14 protein-coding genes are annotated in these 20,027 nt (G+C 70.3%); 10 read left to right on the top strand and 4 right to left on the bottom strand.

Annotated elements, in window-relative coordinates:
* Window positions 1-1,004 precede the first annotated feature (1,004 nt).
* From ACMW4R_RS07120 to ACMW4R_RS07095, 6 genes are all read left to right on the top strand, one after another.
* On the top strand, window positions 1,005-2,390 hold the full coding sequence (locus tag ACMW4R_RS07120; RefSeq protein WP_418299526.1) for an MFS transporter: 1,386 nt from the start codon (window positions 1,005-1,007) through the stop codon (window positions 2,388-2,390).
* Between the two features lie 4 nt (window positions 2,391-2,394).
* A complete protein-coding gene (locus tag ACMW4R_RS07115; RefSeq protein ID WP_418299525.1) occupies window positions 2,395-4,533 on the top strand; it encodes a molybdopterin oxidoreductase family protein in 2,139 nt (712 codons plus the stop codon).
* Window positions 4,526-6,091, top strand: a complete 1,566-nt coding sequence (locus ACMW4R_RS07110) for an FAD-dependent oxidoreductase (RefSeq protein WP_418299524.1) — start codon at window positions 4,526-4,528, stop codon at window positions 6,089-6,091. The genes ACMW4R_RS07115 and ACMW4R_RS07110 overlap by 8 nt, the downstream gene beginning before the upstream one ends.
* A gap of 567 nt (window positions 6,092-6,658) precedes the next feature.
* On the top strand, window positions 6,659-7,291 hold the full coding sequence (locus ACMW4R_RS07105) for a LysE family translocator (protein ID WP_058615240.1): 633 nt from the start codon (window positions 6,659-6,661) through the stop codon (window positions 7,289-7,291).
* A gap of 134 nt (window positions 7,292-7,425) precedes the next feature.
* Window positions 7,426-9,219 carry a S8 family serine peptidase gene (locus ACMW4R_RS07100; RefSeq protein WP_418299523.1) on the top strand — a complete coding sequence of 598 codons (1,794 nt, stop codon included), beginning with the start codon at window positions 7,426-7,428 and terminating at the stop codon, window positions 9,217-9,219.
* A gap of 25 nt (window positions 9,220-9,244) precedes the next feature.
* Window positions 9,245-9,913, top strand: a complete 669-nt coding sequence (locus ACMW4R_RS07095; protein WP_418299522.1) for a TetR/AcrR family transcriptional regulator — start codon at window positions 9,245-9,247, stop codon at window positions 9,911-9,913.
* Window positions 9,914-10,065: 152 nt separating this feature from the next.
* On the opposite strand, the gene ACMW4R_RS07090 is transcribed toward ACMW4R_RS07095, so the two are convergent.
* Entirely contained in the window at window positions 10,066-10,608 is a 543-nt protein-coding gene (locus ACMW4R_RS07090; protein WP_418299521.1) for a YbaK/EbsC family protein, read from the bottom strand.
* A 220-nt stretch (window positions 10,609-10,828) separates the two neighbouring features.
* On the opposite strand from ACMW4R_RS07090, the gene ACMW4R_RS07085 reads away from it, so the two are divergent.
* The 3 genes from ACMW4R_RS07085 (at window position 10,829) to ACMW4R_RS07075 (ending at window position 14,360) form a co-directional block, all read left to right on the top strand.
* Window positions 10,829-12,070 (top strand): acyl-CoA dehydrogenase family protein, encoded by a 1,242-nt coding sequence (locus ACMW4R_RS07085; protein ID WP_418299520.1) that lies wholly within the window; start codon window positions 10,829-10,831, stop codon window positions 12,068-12,070.
* A 63-nt stretch (window positions 12,071-12,133) separates the two neighbouring features.
* A complete protein-coding gene (locus tag ACMW4R_RS07080) occupies window positions 12,134-13,312 on the top strand; it encodes an AI-2E family transporter (RefSeq protein ID WP_418299519.1) in 1,179 nt (392 codons plus the stop codon).
* 4 nt (window positions 13,313-13,316) lie between these two features.
* A complete protein-coding gene (locus tag ACMW4R_RS07075) occupies window positions 13,317-14,360 on the top strand; it encodes an ATP-dependent DNA ligase (RefSeq protein WP_418299518.1) in 1,044 nt (347 codons plus the stop codon).
* Window positions 14,361-14,379: 19 nt separating this feature from the next.
* Here ACMW4R_RS07075 and ligD read toward each other — a convergent pair whose 3' ends face one another.
* On the bottom strand, window positions 14,380-15,405 hold the full coding sequence (gene ligD / locus ACMW4R_RS07070) for a non-homologous end-joining DNA ligase (protein WP_418299517.1): 1,026 nt from the start codon (window positions 15,403-15,405) through the stop codon (window positions 14,380-14,382).
* 203 nt (window positions 15,406-15,608) lie between these two features.
* On the opposite strand from ligD, the gene ACMW4R_RS07065 reads away from it, so the two are divergent.
* A complete protein-coding gene (locus tag ACMW4R_RS07065) occupies window positions 15,609-16,235 on the top strand; it encodes a DUF1684 domain-containing protein (protein ID WP_058626193.1) in 627 nt (208 codons plus the stop codon).
* A 155-nt stretch (window positions 16,236-16,390) separates the two neighbouring features.
* Here the strand turns inward: ACMW4R_RS07065 and ACMW4R_RS07060 are convergent, their stop codons facing one another.
* Together ACMW4R_RS07060 and ACMW4R_RS07055 are read right to left on the bottom strand one after the other, a co-directional pair.
* The gene (locus ACMW4R_RS07060; protein WP_058597132.1) at window positions 16,391-17,449 is read right to left on the bottom strand and encodes an SseB family protein; all 1,059 of its coding nucleotides are present in this window, start codon (window positions 17,447-17,449) and stop codon (window positions 16,391-16,393) included.
* A gap of 67 nt (window positions 17,450-17,516) precedes the next feature.
* Window positions 17,517-19,949 carry an ATP-dependent helicase gene (locus ACMW4R_RS07055; protein ID WP_418299516.1) on the bottom strand — a complete coding sequence of 811 codons (2,433 nt, stop codon included), beginning with the start codon at window positions 19,947-19,949 and terminating at the stop codon, window positions 17,517-17,519.
* Window positions 19,950-20,027 lie beyond the last annotated feature (78 nt).

Genomic DNA, 20,027 nt, shown 5'->3' with positions numbered 1-20,027 from the left:
GCGATCATACCCACAATAGGGCGGCGAGCGGGGGCCGATTTTGCCTCCACCTGGCTGCTACGCGGGCCAATCCGTCCCTGGCAATCGCCGAGACCTTGACCGGTGCCGCGACGAGCCGGAACATGACCGAAGCCGGCGAGGATGATCGCGCGCTGCCCTGACCTCGGCGGCGGAACGGTCAGCCAGATGGAGGGCAGCGGTTCGTTGTCGTCGGTCTGACCATCGAGGAATGGGTCTGTCTGGGCACGCCCGTCTTAGGCATCGCGCCGACCACCGTTGCAAAGTTTCGTTCGATCGATTGAATCGCGCTGCTCTCGCTCCGCTGGAACCTGGCAATTACTTCTGTCGGCTCGGGAAGTGGAGGTAGGTGTCGCGTCGAGTGATCTCCAGTCTGCGTCCCGGCCCCGCTGTCAGCTCCGCCCGCATCGTCGGTTGCGGCGACGCCGGGGTGGTCACTGGAGTCAAAAGTTGGGAATAGTTGGATCTTGCGGAGGTCCTCGTCCTCCATGAAGAAGCTATGGAGGGCGATCCGGTAGCCGTCAACGTACGCTGCATCCCACCAGCGTTCAAGATCAATCGCCCTTGCAGCAAGCGATCGTATGACCTGATGGTGTGAGCCAAGTGGTTCTTCTCCATGACGTCATGAAGCCGCACGGGCTAGCGATCTGCCGGTCGCGTCATCGATGCCGTCAAGGTAGGCGAGCGAGTAGCAGAGCGGCGCATTCGTTCTCCACTCCGCCTGTTCACCACTGGACGAGCTTCCTTCGAGCGATAGCGCAGCGCCTGGACTCATGCCAGCACCGAGTCGCGGAAGGATATCGTCGCTGATTCCATGTAACGCCCACGTAAACTCCCCCTCTCCCACCCCGCCCGGCGGGGTGAGACAACCGTTACCTGCCCGCCCCTCCCGACGCCCTCCCGGGTAACGCCCCGTTCCTACGCTGGCGGCACGCCCCGTCCATGCGGGGCGCTGCACCTCCCCACATCGCCCAACGGAGGACCCCGTGACCGTCACCGACCCGCGCCCCGAAGCCACCACGGCGCCGCCCGCAACAGCCAGCGCAGAACTCAGCCACCGCCCCGGCCGCTGGATCGACAACTGGAACCCCGAGAACGCCACCCAGTGGGCCACCGAGGGCAAGGCCATCGCCTCCCGCAACCTGCGGTGGTCGATCTTCGCCGAGTTCCTGGGCTTCGTCGTCTGGCAGCTGTGGTCGGTCGTCGTCGTCTCGCTGCCGGCGGCGGGCTTCCAGCTCTCCACTGGTGAGATCTTCTGGCTCATCTCCATGCCGAGCCTCGTCGGCGCGACGCTGCGAATCCCCTACACGTTCATGGTTCCGCGCTTCGGCGGCCGCAACTGGACGATCGTGTCCGCCGGTCTCCTCCTCATCCCGAGCATCGGCCTCGCCATCGCTGTGGCGAACCCGCAGACGCCCTTCGGCCTGCTGCTCCTGATCGCCGCGTTCGCTGGCTTCGGGGGCGGCAACTTCGCCAGTTCGATGTCGAACATCACGTTCTTCTACCCCGCCGCGCAGAAGGGATACGCCCTCGGACTCAACGCCGCCGGCGGAAACCTCGGCGCCTCGGTCGCGCAGTTCGTGGTCCCCATCGTCATCACCGTCGGGGCCGCGGCGACGCTCAACCTCCCGCTCGCGGGACTCATCTGGGTGCCGCTGATCCTCGTCGCGATGGTCGGCGCCTACTTCCGCATGGACAACCTCTCCGCCGCGAAGGCCGACATCACGGCATCCCTCGCCGCTCTCAAAGAGCCGCACATGTGGGTGCTCTCGCTGCTCTACATCGGCACCTTCGGCTCGTTCATCGGCTTCGCGGGCGTCTTCCCGAAGCTGCTCGCCGACACCTTCCCCGACTTCAAGGGATTCACGATCGGCACCGCCACCGTCACCCTCGCCTTCCTCGGCGCCCTCGTCGGCTCGCTCGCCCGCCCCTACGGCGGCAAGCTTGCCGACCGCTTCGGCGGCACCGTCATCACGATCGGCGCCTTCACGGTGATGGGGCTCGGCATCCTGAGTGTGATCCTCACCCTGCCGATGCAGAACTTCGCGATCTTCCTGCTCTGCTTCCTCGTGCTCTTCGCGGCGGCGGGCATCGGCAATGGCTCGACGTACCGCATGATCCCGACGATCTTCGCCCTCAAGGCCAACGGCGGAATCGGCGCGCAGCGCAAGGCCGCCGCAGCCCTCGGCCTCATCTCGGCGATCGGCGCGTACGGCGGCTTCTTCATCCCGCAGCTGCTCGGCTTCTCGAAGACGACGTTCGGCTCGTACACCCCCGCCCTCGGCTGGTTCGCCCTCGCCTACGTCGCGTTCCTCGCCCTCACTGCGGGCGTGTACCTCCGCATGTCGAAGAAGACCGGAACGCGGATCTGACCCCATGAGCTCCGCCGACACCCACTGCCCCTACTGCGCATTGCAGTGCGCCATGACCGTCAGCCACGCGGGCCACACGACGGTCACCGGCCGCGACTTCCCCACCAACCGGGGAGGACTTTGCGCCAAGGGCTGGACGTCGGCGGAGCTCCTGGCCTCCCCCCACAGACTCCGGATGCCACTGATGCGGCGCCCCGACGGCACCCTCGCCGAGACCACCTGGGATGAGGCACTGGATGCCGTCGCCGCAGCGTTGCGCGAGACGAAAGCCGCCCACGGACCCGACGCCAACGCCATCTTCGGCGGCGGCGGACTCACCAACGAGAAGGCGTACCAGCTCGGGAAGTTCGCCCGCGTCGCGCTCGGCACCTCGCGCATCGACTACAACGGCCGGTTCTGCATGTCGTCGGCGGCAGCGGCATCCAATCGCGCATTTGGAATGGACCGCGGCCTTCCCTTCCCGGTCACCGACCTCGACGACGCGCGGACGATCCTGCTGCTCGGCTCGAACGTCGCCGCGACCATGCCCCCGTTCCTCGCGCACCTCGCCGGGGCGCGCGCGAACGGCGGCCTCATCGTCGTCGACCCGCGCCGCTCCGCCACCGCGCGCCTCACCGAAGACGGCGCCGGCACCCACCTGCAGCCGGCGCCCGGCACCGACCTACCGCTCCTGCTGGGCCTCACCCACATCGTCATCGCCGAAGGCCTCGACGACCGCGCGCATATAGAGGAGCGCACGACGGGGTTCGACGCCCTCCGGCGGTCGGTCGCCGCATGGTGGCCCGAACGCACCTCCTCGACCACCGGCATCCCCGTCGCCCAGCTGCGCGAGACCGCACGGCGCCTCGCCGCGGGCGGCGCGTACATCCTCACCGGACGCGGCGTCGAACAGCACGTCGACGGCACCGCCACAGCGACCGCCGCGATCAACCTCGCGCTCGTCCTCGGCCTCGTCGGCCGAGAGGGCTCGGGCTACGGCACCCTCACCGGCCAGGGCAACGGCCAGGGCGGACGCGAGCACGGCCAGAAGGCCGACCAACTGCCCGGATACCGCTCCATCCGCGACCCCGAAGCCCGCCGGCACGTCGCCGGGGTGTGGGGCATCGATCCGGATGACCTTCCGGATGCCGGCATCCCGGCCACCGCCCTGCTCGGCGAACTCGGCGGTCCGGTGAAGACCCTACTCGTCGCGGGGTCGAACGTCGTCGTCTCGGCCCCTGACGTCGAGGCCGTGCGTTCGCGGCTCGCGGCGCTCGACACCCTCATCGTCTGCGACTTCTTCCTCAGCGAGACCGCGGAGCTCGCCGACATCGTGCTGCCCGTGCTGCAGTGGGCCGAGGAGGAGGGCACGATGACCTCCCTCGAGGGGCGCGTGATCCGCCGTCGCCGGGCGCTGCCTGGACCCGAGGGAGCCCGCAGCGAGCTGTGGATCCTGTCGGAGCTCGCGCGGCGCCTGGGCGCGGCATCCACCTGGTCGACCGACCCGGCCGAGGTGTTCGACGAGCTCGCCCGCGCGTCGGAGGGCGGCATCGCCGACTACTCCGGCCTCTCGCACGAACTGCTCGACACCGGCGTCGAGGCCTACTGGCCGTACCGCTCGTCAGGCACTCCCCGCCCCTTCACCGAGCGCTTCGCCCACCCCGACGGCCGCGCGCGTCTCGTGCCGGTGGATGCCACTCCCCCGGCGCCCACGGATCGCGGCGGCGAACTGACCCTCGTCACCGGCCGGTACCTGCAGCAGTACCAGTCGGGCACGCAGACCCGCCGAGTGGCCGAGCTGAATGGCGCGCGCCCCGAGGCGCGGCTCGAGATCCACCCCGCGGCGGCTTCTCGTCTCGGCATCCGCGAGGGTGCGCTGGTCGCCGTGTCGAACGAGCGCGGCACCGTGAAGGCGCGGGCGACCGTGACGACCGACATCCGTCACGACACCGTCTTCCTGCCCTTCCACTACGCCGGCGACGAATGCGCGAACCGCCTGACCGACGCGATCGTCGACCCGACCTCGGCGATGCCCGAGTTCAAGCGCACGCGGGTGCGGGTGGCTCCGGATGCCACTGTCCCCGTGCCGGCGTTCGAGCACGGGCCCGTGGTGGTGTCGGAGCATCCGGGCGCTGTTCGCACCGAGGAGGGAACACATGTCTGAGCGTGTGGTGCTGGTGGGCTACGGCCCCGTCGGGGCGCGGCTCATCGACGGGCTGCTGCCCGCGGTGCGCGACGGGCGCATCGATCTCACCGTCGTGGGAGCCGAACCCCACGACGTCTACAACCGCGTCCTGCTCGCCGAGTACGCGGTCGGCCGCACCGACCGCGCGGGTCTCGACATGGACGACCGCCGCGTCGCCGAAGAAGCCGGAGTGCGGTTCCATCTCGCGACGGCGGTGGTGGGCGTGGACCGCCACCGCCGTGTGGTGCGCCTGCACGATGGCATCCGTCTCGACTACGACCGGCTCGTGCTCGCGACCGGCGCCCGCGCGAACGTCCCGACGCTCGCCGGAATGGAACGCGCGCGGCGCGACCGGGCTTCCGTGTCAGCCAGCCCCGCAGAACTCGACCTCGGCGGGGCTCCCCTCCCCCGCGGCGTCGTCGCCCTGCGCGACCTCGCCGACGCCGAGCACGTGCGGGCAGCCGTCTCGGCCGGGCAGCGGATCGTCGTGCTCGGGGCGGGAGTCCTCGGCATGGAGCTGGCGCTGGCCGCCGCCGAGGCCGGGGCGGAGGTCGTCGTGGCCTACCACTCCGCAGCCCCCATGAACCGGACGCTCGACGAGAACGGCGGCCGAGTGCTGGCCTCCGCCGCGACGGCCGTCGGCGTCGAGATGGCGCACCACGCGCGCGCCGAGAGCATCCTTCTCCGGTACGACGACCACGGACACGCGTGGTTCGACGGCCTCGTCTGCGCCGACGGCAAGGTGCTCGCGGGCGACTTGCTCGTGCTGTCGTGCGGGGTCGCGGCGCGGACGGAAGTGGCATCCCTCGCCGGACTCGCCACGTCGGCCGGCATCCTCGTCGACGGCTCCTCGCGCTCGTGGACCGACCCGGACATCTTCGCCATCGGCGACTGCGCGCACGTCGCCGACCCCGCGGACGCCGACGCCCACGGCCGCGTCCCGGGCGGTCCGAGCGGACTCGTCGGACCGGGCTGGCGTCAGGCCGACCGCCTCGCGGCGCTGCTCTCGACGGGCGTCTCGGGGCCGGCATCCGTCGAACGCCCCGGTGTCGTCATGCTCAAGGCCGAGGGGATCGACGTGGTGGCCGGGGGCGCGGTCGACGCCGACCCGTTCTCACACGCTCCCGGATGCCACGGCCCCCAGGTCACCCTCTGGGCCGACCCCGCGCGGGGCGCCTACGTGAAGCTCGTCACCGTCGAGGGCGTGCTCACCGGCTTCGTCGCGGTCGGGATGCCTCGCACCGGCGCCGAGCTCACCCTGCTGTTCGAGCGCGGCTCGGAGCTCCCGGCCGACCGCTCGTCGCTGCTCCGGCTCGACGCCCCCGATGCCGGGATGGCCGTCGTCGCCGACCCCTTCGCCGCGGACGCGACGGTGTGCTGGTGCAACGGCGTGAGCGCCGGGGCCATCCGCGAGGCGATCGCGGCCGGGGAGCCGACGGTCGCGTGCGTGAAGGCCGCGACCCGCGCGGGCACCGGCTGCGGCGGCTGCGTGGGGCGCATCAGCGAGCTGCTGGCGCGGGAGGCCGTGCCGGCGTAGAGCGGTCCCGGCGTGACTTGCCGCACTTTGCCGCTCAAGCGCTTCGAAGCGACGAACAGCGGCAAACGAAGCATTCCGTTCCCGCGCGATGCCGCGTCACTTGCCGCACTTGGCCGCTCGAGCCGCCCGGAGCGACGAACACCGGCAAACGAAGCATTCCGTTCCCGCGCGATACCGCGTCATTTGCCGCACCTCGCCGCCCGAGCACCCCCGAAGCGACGAACACCGGCAAACGAAGCGTCCGCGCGCCGGCGCGACAGCGCGCGCAGGGCGACAACGCGCGTGACTTGCCGCACTTTGCCGCCCAAGCACCCCCGAAGCGACCAACACCGGCAAACGAAGCATTCCGTTCCCGCGCGATGCCGCGTCATTTGCCGCACTTCGCCGCCCGAGCACCCCCGAAGCGACCAACACCGGCAAACGAAGCCTCCGCACGCCGACCCGGACCCCGCGTGACTTGCCGCACTTCGCCGCCCGAGCACCCCCGAATCGACCAACACCGGCAAGCAACGCCCCGACGCTCCACAACGGAACGTCCCCGAAACGCGAGAGCAGTACGCTGCACGCATGCCTCCGATCGAGAACATGCTGGCCTTCGTGGCGGCATCCGTCGTCATCATCGTCATTCCGGGGCCCAGCGTGCTGTTCGTCATCGGACGTTCCATCGCCCTCGGTCGCCGTGCGGGTGTCCTGAGCGTCGTCGGCAACGCCCTCGGCACGGTTCCCGCGGTGCTCGCCGTCGCTTTCGGTGTCGGCGCGATCGTGGCCTCGTCCATCGTGGCGTTCACCGTGCTGAAGATCGTCGGGGCGATCTACCTCGTGTGGCTCGGCATCCAGGCCATCCGCCACCGCCACGCGCACGTCGCGGGTGCCACGCGCGGACCCACCTCCTCGTGGACGCTGCTGCGCCAGGGATTCGTCGTGGGCCTCACCAACCCCAAGACGATCGCCTTCTTCGTCGCCGTGCTGCCCCAGTTCGTCGCACCGCACGCGGGTGCCGTGTGGTTGCAGCTGCTCATCCTCGGGCTGACGTTCCAGCTGATGGCGCTGACGTGCGACAGCGTGTGGGCCCTCGCCGCGGGCACCGCGCGCACCTGGTTCGCCCGATCGCCGAAGCGCATCTCGACGCTGTCGGGAACGGGCGGCGTGATGATGATCGGCCTCGGCGGGGCTCTCGCCTTCACCGGCGCGAAGAGCTGAACGAGTCCGCTATCTCGAGCTCGCGAGAAACCTGTGCGTTAGCTGAGTGCAAACCATAGGATGAGTCTCGTCGGCTCCTCGAGCCACCGCCGAGCCACCCGGCCGACGGCGTCATCGACCAGGAGTCCCCCGCCTTGCGTACGTCCGTCGGTTTCGCCCTCGCTCTCATCCTCATCACCGGCGGGGTCGCCCCCGCGGCTCTCGCCGCCCCACCCGCCGCGCCGGAATCGTGCCGCACCATCCCCGTCGACGCCGACGCGCCCCTGCGCGCCGACATCGCGCGAGAGGCCTTCGGCGTCGACGGTACGGGCGTGAAGGTCGGCGTCATCTCCGACTCCTTCGGCCGCACCTCGGCTCCGGGCGCGACCGTCGCCGACGACATCGCGAACGGGCTTCTCCCCGGACCCGGGAACCCCTGCGGACACGAGACCCCCGTCCACGTCGTGCGCGAAGCCGCCGAGGGCACGGACGAAGGTCGCGCGATGGTGCAACTCGTGCACGGCATCGCGCCGGGTGCCGAGCTCGCCTTCGCCTCCGTCGACGAGGGGCACGCGGCATCCGTCATCGAGGCGATCGAGATGCTCGTCGCCGACGGGGCGGACGTCATCGTCGACGACGTCGAGCCCAAGAACGAGCCCGTCTTCCAGCGCTCCCCCGTCGGCGAAGCGATCGCGCGGGCGAACGAAGCGGGCGTCGCGTACTTCTCGGCCGCCGGAAACTCGACGGCCCTCGCTCGGGACCCCCGCCCGGGCCAGGAGGTATCCCCCATCAACGGCTGGGAAACCCCCGCGTACCGCCCGATGGCCTGCCCCGACGAGATCGTGACGGGCGCCCAGGCAGAGGGCTGGGACGCCCCCGTCGACTGCCTCGACATGGATCCCGGCGAGGGCACGGATGCCACCCTCGGCTACACCCTCGCCGCCGGTGGCAGCACCACCGTCGACGTGCAGTGGGGAGAGCCGCTCGGCCGGGTCAGCGGCCTCCTGGTTCCGGTGGTGACGGTCGACGGCGACGTTCTCGCGACTCCCGCGGCCCGGATGCTCGACGGCACTCCGGGTTTCACCGTGACGCTCCCCGCGTCCGCGAACCCGACGGAGGTCGAGATCTCGGTCGCCCGCATCGTGATTCCGGATGCCGACACCTCCCTGCCCCTCCCACCCATCTCCGTCATCTTCGGCCAGGGCGCGACCTTCCTGTCAGCCGAGTACTGGCGCTCGGCGGGCGACGACATCGTCGGGCGGACCAACACCGGGCACAACGGCGACCCCGCGGCCCTCTCCATCGGCGCGTCTCCGGTCAACGACCCCACCGAGATGGAGTATTTCTCGAGCTACGGCCCGGTCGTCTGGGCGTTCGGGTCGGCCACCGCCGACCCGCCGTCGGCGATCCTCGACCCGCGACCCGTGGTGAGCCGACCCGACGTGATCTCGGTCGACCGCGCGCGCAACTCGGTCCTGGGAATGCCCACCGACGATCCGGCGGTGAAGACGTTCGTCGGAACCTCGGCGGCCGCTCCCAACGCCGCCGGCGTCGCCGCGCTGGCGCTGTCGAAGGCCCCGGACCTCGGCCAGGAGGGCCTGCGCGCCCTCCTCACCTCGACGGCCACGCCCATGGAAGCTCCCAACGACTTCGTATCCGTCGAGAACTCGGTCGGCGCGGGACTCATCAACGCGGAGGCGGCTCTCGCGGCGCTTCCTCCGGCGCCGAACCCGACCCCGAGCCCCACCCCCACCCCCACTGCCTCCCCGACGAACTCCCCGTCGCCGTCGGCATCCGCGACGAGCCCCGTCGCCGCCGGTCCCTCGCGCCTCGCCAACAGCGGAATGGATGCCTCGGCGACACTGTCGCTCGCCATCGGGGCGATCGTGCTCCTCATCGTGGGGACCGCGGTGGTCATCGTCGTGCGAGTGCGGTCGCGGCGACGCTGAGACCACGCGCCGTTAGGCTTCGAGGGTGAGTGACGCCGCTGCCCCCTCGAGCCGCACGGCCGTGGTGGCCGCGGCCATCGACCTGTTCGCCGAGCGCGGGTACGACCAGACGTCGGTCGAACAGATCGCGCAGGCCGCGGGGGTGTCGCGCTCGACGTTCTTCCGGCAGTTCGGCGGCAAGGAAGACGTCGTCTTCGCCGATCACGAGGTGCTGCTCGACGAGACCCGCGCGTACCTCGCCCAACCTCACGACGACCCGTGGGCGGCGGTGTGCGAAGCGTCGGTGCGGGTGTTCCGGCATTTCGCGGCCGACCCCGAGCTCGCGCGGCGCCGCTACGCGATCGTGCGTCAGGTTCCGGGCCTGCGCGACCGCGAGATCATCACGGTGTTCCGCTACGAGCGCCTCTTCGACGAGTACCTGCGCGAAGCGCTCCCCGGTCTCGATCCCCTGGATGCCGTCGGCTTCGCAGCCCTGGTCACGGCGGTGCACAACCACGTGCTGCGCCGGCTCATGCGGGGCGCCCGGGTCCCGGCATCCGTCCTCCGTCGCGCTCTCGACGACGTGCTCCGTCGCTACGGGGTGCACCCCGCCGGCGACGACGCGGCCGGCGACGACCTCATCGTCGCGGCCTTCCCCCGCCGCATGCCCGCGGCCGAGGTGACGCGGCGACTGCGGGCCTCGCTCGGCGAGTAGCGCGCGCTCGTTCGGCGGTGCCGCTTCCGTCGACGCCCGCTGAGTGTCCAAAACACCCGGACGCCTCGAAAAATCGTCAGGGTGTTTTGGACACTCGACAGGCGAACGCGTCAGGGAACCCCGCCACGGCACACGCGGCAGGGCCCGCGCTATCAGGCGACGGGCTTCGCCAGGTCCTCGATCACCTCGGCGCCGGGGAGGGATGCCAGGACCACACCGGGAAGGAACAGCTTCGCGCCGCGGATCCCGGCACCGATGATCGCTCGCGGCAGCGCGGCCACGCGCGCGTCGAGCAGCAGACGCCACGCGGAAGGGATGCCGACCGGCGTGATCCCGCCGTACTCCATGCCGGTCTGGGCGACCGCGTCGTCCATCGGGGCGAAGGTCGCCTTGCGCGCGTCGAGCAGGCGCCGCACCGCGCCGTTGACGTCGAGGCGGGTCGTCGCCAGGGCGAGACAGGCCGCCGTCGAGGTGACGCCGCCGCGGGTCCCCTGCACGACCAGGCAGTTCGCCGAGATGTCCAGGCTCTGACCGTAGGCCTCGCAGAACGCGGCGGTGTCGGCCAGCGCCGGGTCGACGGCCGCCACCTCGATGCGCGCGGCGGTCGTGGCATCCATCGCCGCGATCGCCGCAGCGACCGGTGCGGCCAGAAGTTCGGGGTTCTCCACCGCGGGGAGGAAGGTCAGCGCGCTCACCCTCGCGACCCTACCCGGCGCGCCCTCGGTTACCCGCGTGATGCCGCCCTCGCCACACCCCGATGCGCGTGAGTGTCCGCAACACCCGGAAGCGAGCGCGACACTGCCCGGGTGTTCTGGACACTCAGCGCCGCATCCCGCCCGCGGCCGACGATTCCACGACACACGGCACGGGATCACAGCGTGACACCCAGTACCAACTTGAGCGATACTGGGAACCATGACCATCGATGCCGATGCCCGCACGCTCCCCGGCGAGCGCGTCTCGCACTACGACCTTCTCGGCCGCCGCGACACCGACTACTACGGCGTGTTCGCCGACATCCCCGAGGCCGACCGCGCGGTCTGGGATCGCGCGAAGGCCTTCTGCGACGAGGTCGGCACGCGCATGCAGGGAGAGTGGGATGCCGCGACCTACCCCGTCGAGCTTCTTCGGCGCATGGGCGAGCTCGAGCTGTTCACCGACGGCATCGAGCACCCCGACCTGCCGGACTCCTCGCCGCTCGCCGCCGGCCTCGTGAACATGGAGGTGTCGCGCCACGACGGTTCGCTCGCCACGGCTCTCGCGGTGCAGGGCGGCCTGGCGCTCCGCACGCTCGCCCTCTTCGGGTCCCCCGAGCAGCAGGACCGCTGGCTGAAGCCCCTCGCCGACGGCACGGTCCTCGGCGCTTTCGCGCTGACCGAGCCCGACCACGGTTCCGACTCGGTCTCGCTCGAGACCACCGCGACCCGCACGGCCGACGGATGGTCGCTCAGCGGCACGAAGAAATGGATCGGCAACGGCGCCTCCGGCGGCATCACCTTCGTCTGGGCCCGCGTCGACGCCGAGGGCGATGAGGACCACGACAAAGTGCGCTGCTTCCTCGTGGAGCAGGACACCCCGGGATATACCGGCACCGTCATCACGGGCAAGGTGTCGCTCCGTGGCATCCATCAGGCCCACATCGCGATGGACGACGTGCGTCTGGCTCCGGATGCCGTCCTCCCCGGCACCCACACCTTCAAGGACGCGTCCACCGTGCTGTTCGCCACACGGTCCGGCGTCGCCTGGTCGGCCCTCGGCCATGCGACCGCCTGCTACGAGATCGCGCGGACATATGCCACCGAACGCATGCAGTTCGGAAAGCCCCTCGCGAAGTTCCAGATGGTGCAGGAACGCCTGACGCAGATGCTCGACGAGCTCACGGCGATGCAGCTCTACTGCCGCCGCCTCGCCGACCTCGAGGCCTCGGGCGGCCTGCGCCCCACGCAGGCATCGCTCGCGAAGTATCACAACACGCGAGCCGCCCGCCGCGTGGCAGCGATCGCCCGCGACCTGCTGGGTGGCAACGGCATCCTGCTCGAGAACGGGGTCATGCAGCATATGGCCGACATCGAGGCGATCCACACGTACGAGGGCACCGAGAGCGTCCAGGCGCTCCTCCTCGGTCGCGACATCACCGGGATGAGCGCGTTCGTCTAATCCGCGACGGCGACCCGCGCAAGCCGCGCGGGTCATGTCGGAGCCTCGCGCTAACGTCATCGCATGGGCCTGTTCTCTCGTCAACCCGCGCCCCGCGACGCCATCGCCTCCGCCGCGGCAGCGGTCGAGCCGCCACCGAAGAGCCTGTGGGCCGACGGCTTCGGTCGCCTCGCGGTGCGGGCTGTGCAGATCATCGTCGTCGTGGTCCTCGTGGCGGGGCTGATCTGGGGCATCCAGCAGGTGACGCTCGTCATCATTCCCCTGATCCTGGCCCTCATCTTCGCCTCCGCATTCGGGCCCGTGACCATGTGGATGCGCAAGAAGGGCGTGCCCTCGGTCCTCGCGACGCTCCTGACGCTCCTCGCCGTCGTCGTCGTCCTGACCGCGCTCGGCTGGCTCGTCGTCAACGCGGTCATCAACCAGTGGGACTACCTGTCGTCACAGGCGACGAAGGGCTTCGAGCAGGCTCAGGACTGGTACCACACCCTCCCGTTCGCCGTTTCACCCGACCAGGTCAACCAGGTCGTGCAGGGCATTCAAGACTTCGTCACGAGCTCGCAGTTCGGCACGGGGGCCCTGGCCGGTGTCAGTGCGATCGCGTCGTTCGTCACCGGTTTCGTGCTGATGGTCGTCATCCTGTTCTTCTTCCTGAAGGACGGCCCGCGTATGTGGGAGTTCGTCCTGCGGCCGTTCCACGGCAGTCACTACGACCGCGCGCGCCGCATCGGCGACAAGACCGTCACGGTCCTCGGCTCCTACGTTCGCGGCACGGCCTCCGTCGCCGCCGTCGACGCGGTCGGCATCTACATCGGTCTGCTCATCCTGCAGGTGCCGCTCGCGCTGCCGCTCGCGGTCCTCGTGTTCCTCCTGGCGTTCATCCCGATCGTCGGCGCGGTGACCGCGGGTATCCTCGCCGCGCTCGTCGCTCTCGTCACGAACGGGCCGATCGTCGCGCTGATCGTCGTCGGCGTGGTCGTGCTGGTGAATCAGCTCGAGGGCAACTTCCTCCAGCCCGTCCTCATGGGGCGCACGATGAAGCTGCACTCCTTCGTCGTCCTGGTCGTGCTCGCCGGCGGAACGGCGATCGGCGGCATCCTGGGCACCCTGCTCGCCGTGCCGCTCACCGCCGTCGCGTGGGGCATCATCACCGTCTGGAACGGCCCTGACAAGCCTGCCGAGTGGGCGCGCCGCAAGAAGCGTCGGAACCCGGTCCCCCTGGCCGGTGACGAGAGCTCGGACTAACACCGTGGCGTACGAGATCCCGGCGCCGATGCTGGCGAAGGCCGTACCGGCGATCCCCGACCACAGCAAGGTCGACGGCGGGTTCAGCTACGAGCCCAAGTGGGACGGCTTCCGGGCGCTCGTGTCGTGGGACGGCACCGACGTCGAGATCGGGAGCCGCGGGGCGAAGCCCCTCACGCGGTACTTCCCCGAGCTCGTGGCGGCCTTCGCCGAGATCTTGCCCGAACCCTGCCTGATCGACGGCGAGGTGGTCGTCGCGCGCGGCGAGCCCGGCGCCCAGCGCCTCGACTGGGAAGCACTGTCGCAGCGCATCCACCCCGCCGCCTCGCGCGTGACGATGCTGTCGCAAGAGACCCCGGCCATGTTCATCGCGTTCGACCTGCTCGCGCGCGGCGACCGCGATCTGCAATCCGAGCCCTTCTCCGAGCGGCGAGCGCAGCTCGAAGATCTGCTCGGCGCGGTCCCCCACCCGGTGCACGTCACACGCACGACCGACGATCCCGACCTCGCGCGCCGGTGGCTCGCCGAGTTCGAGGGCGCGGGCCTCGACGGCGTGGTCGCGAAGCCGCTCGCCCAGCCGTACGCGCCGAACAAGCGCACGATGTTCAAGATCAAACACGCCCGCACGGCCGACGTGGTCGCGCTGGGGTATCGCATCCACAAGTCGGGTCAGGGCGTCGGCTCGCTCCTCGTCGGACTCTATGACGACGAAGGTCGACTGCACGGCGTCGGCGGCGTCTCCGCCTGGACCGACAAACGTCGTCTCGAGCTGATCGACGAGCTCGCCCCCTTGGTCGAACGGGATGCCGACGGCGAAGCGGTGGTCGGAGAGACCGATCGCTCGCGGTTCTCGGCGTCCAAGGATGTGTCGTTCGTCCGGCTGCGTCCCGAACGCGTGCTCGAGGTGCGCTACGACCAGCTCGAGGGCATGCGCTTCCGCCACACGGTGCAGTTCGAACGGTGGCGTCCCGACCGCGACGCCCGCTCCTGCACGTTCGCGCAGCTCGAGGCCGTGAACGCGTACGACCTGGGCGGCGTGCTCGACTGAGCCAGCCGCGCGGCCGGGCTCAGGCCTCGGGGGCCTTCGCGCGCGACGGTTGCACGCGCGGCGGCTCGCCGGGCATCTTCGGGAACTCCGGCGGGAATGGCAGCTCGCCCAGGCCGTCGTCGAGGTCGCGCCGCCACCACTCCAACAGCGTGTCGATGCGGCCGGGATTCGCCGCGAAGTCCGCCCACGGGTCGCCGATGGATGCCAACCGCTCGGGGATCGTGCGCACGGTGAACACGCTCGGGTCGAGGCCGTCGAGTTCGTCCCACCCGATCGGCGTCGACACGGTCGCGGCCGACAGGGCGCGGGGCGAGTAGGCCCCCGCCATGGTGCGGTCGCGGTTCGCCTGGTTGAAGTCGACGAAGATGCGCTGTCCCCGCTCCTCCTTCCACCAATTGGTGGTGACGGCCTCCGGCATCCGTCGCTCCAGCTCCCGGGCCGCGGCGATCACCGCGTGCCGCACGTCGAGGAATTCGTGCGTCGGCTCGATCGGGCAGAACACGTGCAGGCCGCGGTTGCCGCTCGTCTTGATCCAGGCCTCGAGACCCGCCTCGCGCAGCACGGCGCGCAGCTCGTGCGCCGCCGCGACAGCTTCGGTGATGCCCGTACCCGGCTGCGGGTCGAGGTCGATGCGCAGTTCGACGGGGTGATCGGGGTCGCTCGCGAGAGACGCCCACGGATGGAAGACGATCGTGTTCATCTGCGCCGCCCAGACCGCGGTGCCGATCTCGGTGACGATGAGCTGCGGATGCCGCCGCCCGCTGTTGTACGTGACGGTGACCGCCTCGACGAAGTCGGGCGCCCCTTTCGGCGGGTTCTTCGAGAAGAAGCTCTCCCCGCCGATGCCCTCGGGAAAGCGTTCGAGCGAGACAGGGCGATTCCCGTTGGCCGCGAGGAACGGATCGGCGACGGCGAGGAAGTACTCCGCCAGCTCGCGCTTCGTGATACCCACCTCGGGCCACAGCACCCGGTCGGGGCTCGACAGCCCGATCTCTCGGTCCCCGTGCGGGCCCGGTGCGGTCAGGGTGATGCGAGGGGATGCCATGCCCCGACGCTAGTGCGCGGGCCGGGGTCGTGTCTGCCCCGTTGCGATCGTGGTCGTCGCGTTCCGGGGCGCGGACCATGCGCTCCCCTGCTCACGCGCTCGAGGTGCACGCCGGATCCGGGGCCGGGGGGGCCCAGAGCATCACGGCTACCGCCCGCTGTCCACCCCGAGCCCTGGCATCCGGCCGCCCTTACGCTCAGAGGATGACCTCCGCCGCTGCCCGCACCGCCCTCGAGATCGCCGACTGGCGTCGCCGCGTGTTCGCCCTCTACGACGCCGTGCGCGAGGCGGACGACCCCGAAGAGGCGCACGAGCTCTGGCGTATCGAGCGCGACGCGCTCTTCGCCGGGCATCCCGCGACGCCTCTGCTCCCCGAGCAGCGTGAGGCGTTCGCGGGTCTCCCGCTCGCGCCCTATGACGCGGCATGGCGGTTCGACGTGCCGCTGCTCGACGCCGACGAAGCGTCGTTCGTCGCCACGACCGGAACCGACGGCGAAGTCGGCTTCGAACGCATCGGCCGCGTCGAGCTGCCCGACACGGGGTCTCTCGACGTGTGGCGGCTGACCTCGTACGGCGGGGGCTTGTTCGTGCCGGTTCGGGATGCCGCAGCCGGCCGGCCCGGTGGGACCTACGGCGGCGGCCGCTACCTCATCGACACGATCAAGGGCGCCGACCTCGGCCGGGGCGCGACCCCGGAGACGCTCGTGATCGACTTCAACTTCGCGTACAACCCCTCGTGCGCGTACGACCCGATGTGGGCGTGCCCGCTCGCACCCGCGGGCAACGTCCTGCCGGTCGCCGTCCCGGTCGGCGAGTTGTACGGGGTCTGACGCTTCGGACGCCCGAATCCACGGCGTCCGCCCGTGGGCGAAACTCCTGAGGATCTACCGGTTTTGCGCCGCGCGGCGACCACCGGAGGGGCGACACCGCGAAAACTCAGGAGTTTCGCCCGCGCGGACCGACGCAGCGGCCGGGAACGGCGGATCTACTCCGCGAGCGCCAGCACCGGGGCGAGGTCGGCGCGCGACAGACGGATCCACGGGCCGGCGGGATCGACGAGCAGGCCGGTGAGCCCCTCGTCGCTCGCGAGGGCCTTGGCCAGCTGTTCCGCCTTGAGCGGCACGGGCTGGTCGCCGCGGCCGAGCGCGAGGAGCTCGAGCGGGTGCGAGAACACCTCGAGGAAACGCTCGCCCGTGGCCGAGCGCGACTCGGCGACCCCGACCGCTCCGCCCTCTTCGGTCTGGTTCACCGCGATCCAGAGCGGGACGCCGTCGACGATGGCGGAGACGATCGCGGAGGCCGTGTCGTCGGTGCGCTTCTCGCTGAGCGCCGTCTTGACGCGCAGCTGCTCATCGGCCTCGCCGACCATGCGCTCCAGCAGCGCCGACGGCAGCACGGCACGCGCGTCGTCGGACGCCGGGTCGAGGACGATTCCGGCGTACGGACCGTCGAGGACGTGCCGCAGGAGCGCCATGATCGGCTGCCCCATCGCGGACGTGTCGCGGTCACCGTCGGCCTCGACGCTCTTGCTGAGCGCCTGGCCACTGCTGTAGGCGAGGACGAGCTGTTCGTCTCCGCGGGTCGCGATCGCGAGGGGCAGGTCCTTGCCCTCGGCGAGAAGAGCGCGTGCGTCACCCTTCACGCGCAGGAAGACGTGTCCCTGCAGCAACTGGCGAGCGACGTTCAGCAGCTGGGGAGGCTCCGGCTGACCCTTGATCTCAGCGAGCGCGGTCGCGAGAAGCGCGTTGTCGCGCAGGCCGGGGATCGACTCGAAGCCCTCGGGCGCCTCCATCGGGCCAGGCTGCCGAGCGGACGGACGCGCCGCGACCGGAGGGGTCGACGGGGTCTCGGGGGCGGCGCCGACCCCGCGGAAGGAGGAGGTCGAGATGGTGACGCTGGGGGTGGGCGGGGCTGCGGCGTCGGTGCCGGCGTCCGCGGAATCGGTGGCGTCGCTCGGACCGGCCGGGTCGACGGGCTGCTCGCCCGGTTCGATCGTGGTGTCAGCGCGGTCGTCGGACTTGTTTCGGCGCGAGAAAAGAGCCATTGGGCCAGCCTAGCCGCGCGCCTTCTCCTCGTGTCTCCGCCGGGTGAACTCGGAGGTGACCCTCCGGCTACAGCTTCGTGATCGGCGCGATCTTGATCAGCAGCTTCTTCGGGCCCACGGTGTCGAAGCGCACGTGCGCGACGCGCTTCGCCCCCTCGCCCGTGACGGCGTCCACACGCCCCTCACCGAAGTCGTCGTGACGGATGCGATCGCCCGACGCCAGCACCATGTCGCCGTTGTCGCGGACCTTGGCGGGGATGCGGTTCGGGAACTTGCTGGGGTCGGCCGGCGCGCGCTTCGGCAGCGGGACGAGGTCGTCGCCGTAGCGGCTTCCGCCCCCGCTCTGACCCGGGCGGCGGCCGCGCGCATTCAGCGCGCGCGACTGCGACCCGCCTCGACCGTTGACGTCGCCCGGAGACTGGCGCCAGTCGATGAGGTCGGCCGGGATCTCTTGCAGGAAACGGCTCGGCATCGCCACCGTGACCTCGCCGAACTGCGCGCGGGTCATCGCGAGCGACACGTGCAGACGCTTGCGCGCGCGCGTGATGCCGACGTAGAAGAGTCGCCGCTCCTCCTGGGGACCACCGGGCTCATTCGCCGAGATCCGGTGCGGGAGCAGGTCTTCCTCGACACCGGTCAGGAACACGGCGTCGTACTCGAGGCCCTTCGCGGTGTGCAGGGTCATGAGGGACACCGAGCCGGACGCGTCGTCGAGGTCGTCGGCATCCGCCACCAGCGTCACCTCGGTGAGGAAGTCGATGACCGTCCCCTCGGGGTTGTTCCGTGCGAACTCTCGCGTGACGGCGATGAGCTCGTCGAGGTTCTCGAGGCGGGCTTCGTCTTGCGGGTCTTTGCTGGCACGCAGGGCGTCGAAGTACCCGCTCTTGTTGAGCAGCAGAGTGAGACCCTCGGTGACCGAGGTGGAGGGGGCGAGCTCTCCGGATGTCGGGAGCATGATCGCCGTGGCCTCGGTGAGCACCGCGTCGAGCTGGTCGATCGCCTTCTGAAGCTTCGGCCCGACGCCGATCTGCGCGGAGTTGGCCAGGGCGTCACGGAAGGTGATGTCGTGCTCGGCGGCGTAGCGGGCGATGGCCGTCTCGGTCACGTCGCCGATGCCGCGTCGGGGGCGGTTCAGGATGCGGCGGACCGCCATGCCGTCGGCCGGGTTCGCGACGGCGACCAGGTAGGCGAGGGCGTCTTTGATCTCGGCGCGCTCGTAGAACTTCGTGCCGCCCATGATCTTGTAAGGCACAGCGGAGCGGATGAAGATCTCTTCCAGCGCTCGCGACTGCGAGTTGGTGCGGTAGAAGACCGCGATACCGGAGTAGTCGACGCCCTTCTTGTGCAGCGCCTCGATCTCGTCGGCGACGAATTGCGCCTCGTCGTGCTGCGAGTAGCCGGTGAAGCCGATGATCGGGTCTCCCGCCCCGACGTCGGTCCAGAGCTTCTTGTCTTTGCGGTCGAAGTTGTTCGAGATCACCGCGTTGGCGGCCGACAGGATGTTCTGCGTCGAGCGGTAGTTCTGCTCGAGCAGCACGACCTTGGCGCCCGGGTAGTCGCGCTCGAACTCGCTGATGTTGCGGATGTCGGCGCCGCGGAACGCGTAGATCGACTGGTCGGAGTCGCCGACGACCGTGAGCGACGCGGCATCGTCGCCCGCGGGCTCCGCGTCGAAGATCATCATTCCGCCAGAGGAGAACGGCTCGGCGTCGGCCCCGACGGGCCGCGTGAGCTCGTGGATCAGCGCGTACTGCGCGTGGTTGGTGTCCTGATACTCATCGACCAGGATGTGGCGGAAGCGCTTGCGATAGCGGTCCGCGACCTGCGGGAAGGCGCGGAACAGGTAGACGGTCTGCGCGATGAGGTCGTCGAAGTCGAAGGCGTTGGCCCGCTGCAGCTCACGCTGATACGACGAGAAGATCTCGACGAAGATGCGCTCAGCGGGGTCGCTCATGTTCGCCGATCGCGCGTACGACTCGGCGTCGGCGAGCTCGTTCTTGAGCTTCGAGATGCGGCTCTGCGTGCCCGCGGGAGTGAGGCCGAACGAGTCGCCCTCGTGCTCTTTCACGAGACGCTTGATGAGCGCGCGCGAGTCACCCGAGTCGTAGATCGTGAAGGCCTTGGTGAAGCCGAACTGCTCGGCCTCGCGCCGCAGGATCCGCACACACGCGGAGTGGAACGTCGAGATCCACATGCCGTCGGCCTTCTGACCGATCAGCTGGTGGACGCGCTCGCGCATCTCACCGGCGGCCTTGTTGGTGAAGGTGATCGCGAGGATCTGGCTCGGGTAGGCCTCGCGTGTGCGGAGCAGCGAGGCGATACGTCGGGTGAGCACGCTCGTCTTGCCCGACCCTGCACCCGCCACGATGAGCAGCGCCTGCCCGCGGTAAGTCACGGCCTCGCGCTGAGGGCCGTTGAGCCCCTGGAGGAGGTCGGCGTCGGGGCGGGCATCCGACGGTGCGGGACCGCCGACGATCAGGGGCGTGGAGGCGTCGGTCATGGCGCGTCCAAGTCTAGGCGGGGGCTCCGACATCGGCCTCGCCCCCTTGGCATCCGGAGTCCTCCCGCCATGATGGAG

The sequence above is a fragment of the Microbacterium sp. S1037 genome (assembly GCF_048381605.1).
Lineage (GTDB): Bacteria > Actinomycetota > Actinomycetes > Actinomycetales > Microbacteriaceae > Microbacterium > Microbacterium testaceum_B.
This window is presented reverse-complemented; position numbering and strand designations above follow the sequence as displayed.

What these genes read in the sequence shown, in the direction of transcription:
- ACMW4R_RS07055 (WP_418299516.1), bottom strand. Translation starts at nt 19,949, where the DNA reads ATGACCGACGCCTCCACGCCCCTGATCGTCGGCGGTCCCGCACCGTCG.
- ACMW4R_RS07060 (WP_058597132.1), bottom strand. Translation starts at nt 17,449, where the DNA reads ATGGCTCTTTTCTCGCGCCGAAACAAGTCCGACGACCGCGCTGACACC.
- ACMW4R_RS07110 (WP_418299524.1), top strand. Translation starts at nt 4,526, where the DNA reads ATGTCTGAGCGTGTGGTGCTGGTGGGCTACGGCCCCGTCGGGGCGCGG.
- ligD (WP_418299517.1), bottom strand. Translation starts at nt 15,405, where the DNA reads ATGGCATCCCCTCGCATCACCCTGACCGCACCGGGCCCGCACGGGGAC.
- ACMW4R_RS07115 (WP_418299525.1), top strand. Translation starts at nt 2,395, where the DNA reads ATGAGCTCCGCCGACACCCACTGCCCCTACTGCGCATTGCAGTGCGCC.
- ACMW4R_RS07085 (WP_418299520.1), top strand. Translation starts at nt 10,829, where the DNA reads ATGACCATCGATGCCGATGCCCGCACGCTCCCCGGCGAGCGCGTCTCG.
- ACMW4R_RS07105 (WP_058615240.1), top strand. Translation starts at nt 6,659, where the DNA reads ATGCCTCCGATCGAGAACATGCTGGCCTTCGTGGCGGCATCCGTCGTC.
- ACMW4R_RS07065 (WP_058626193.1), top strand. Translation starts at nt 15,609, where the DNA reads ATGACCTCCGCCGCTGCCCGCACCGCCCTCGAGATCGCCGACTGGCGT.
- ACMW4R_RS07080 (WP_418299519.1), top strand. Translation starts at nt 12,134, where the DNA reads ATGGGCCTGTTCTCTCGTCAACCCGCGCCCCGCGACGCCATCGCCTCC.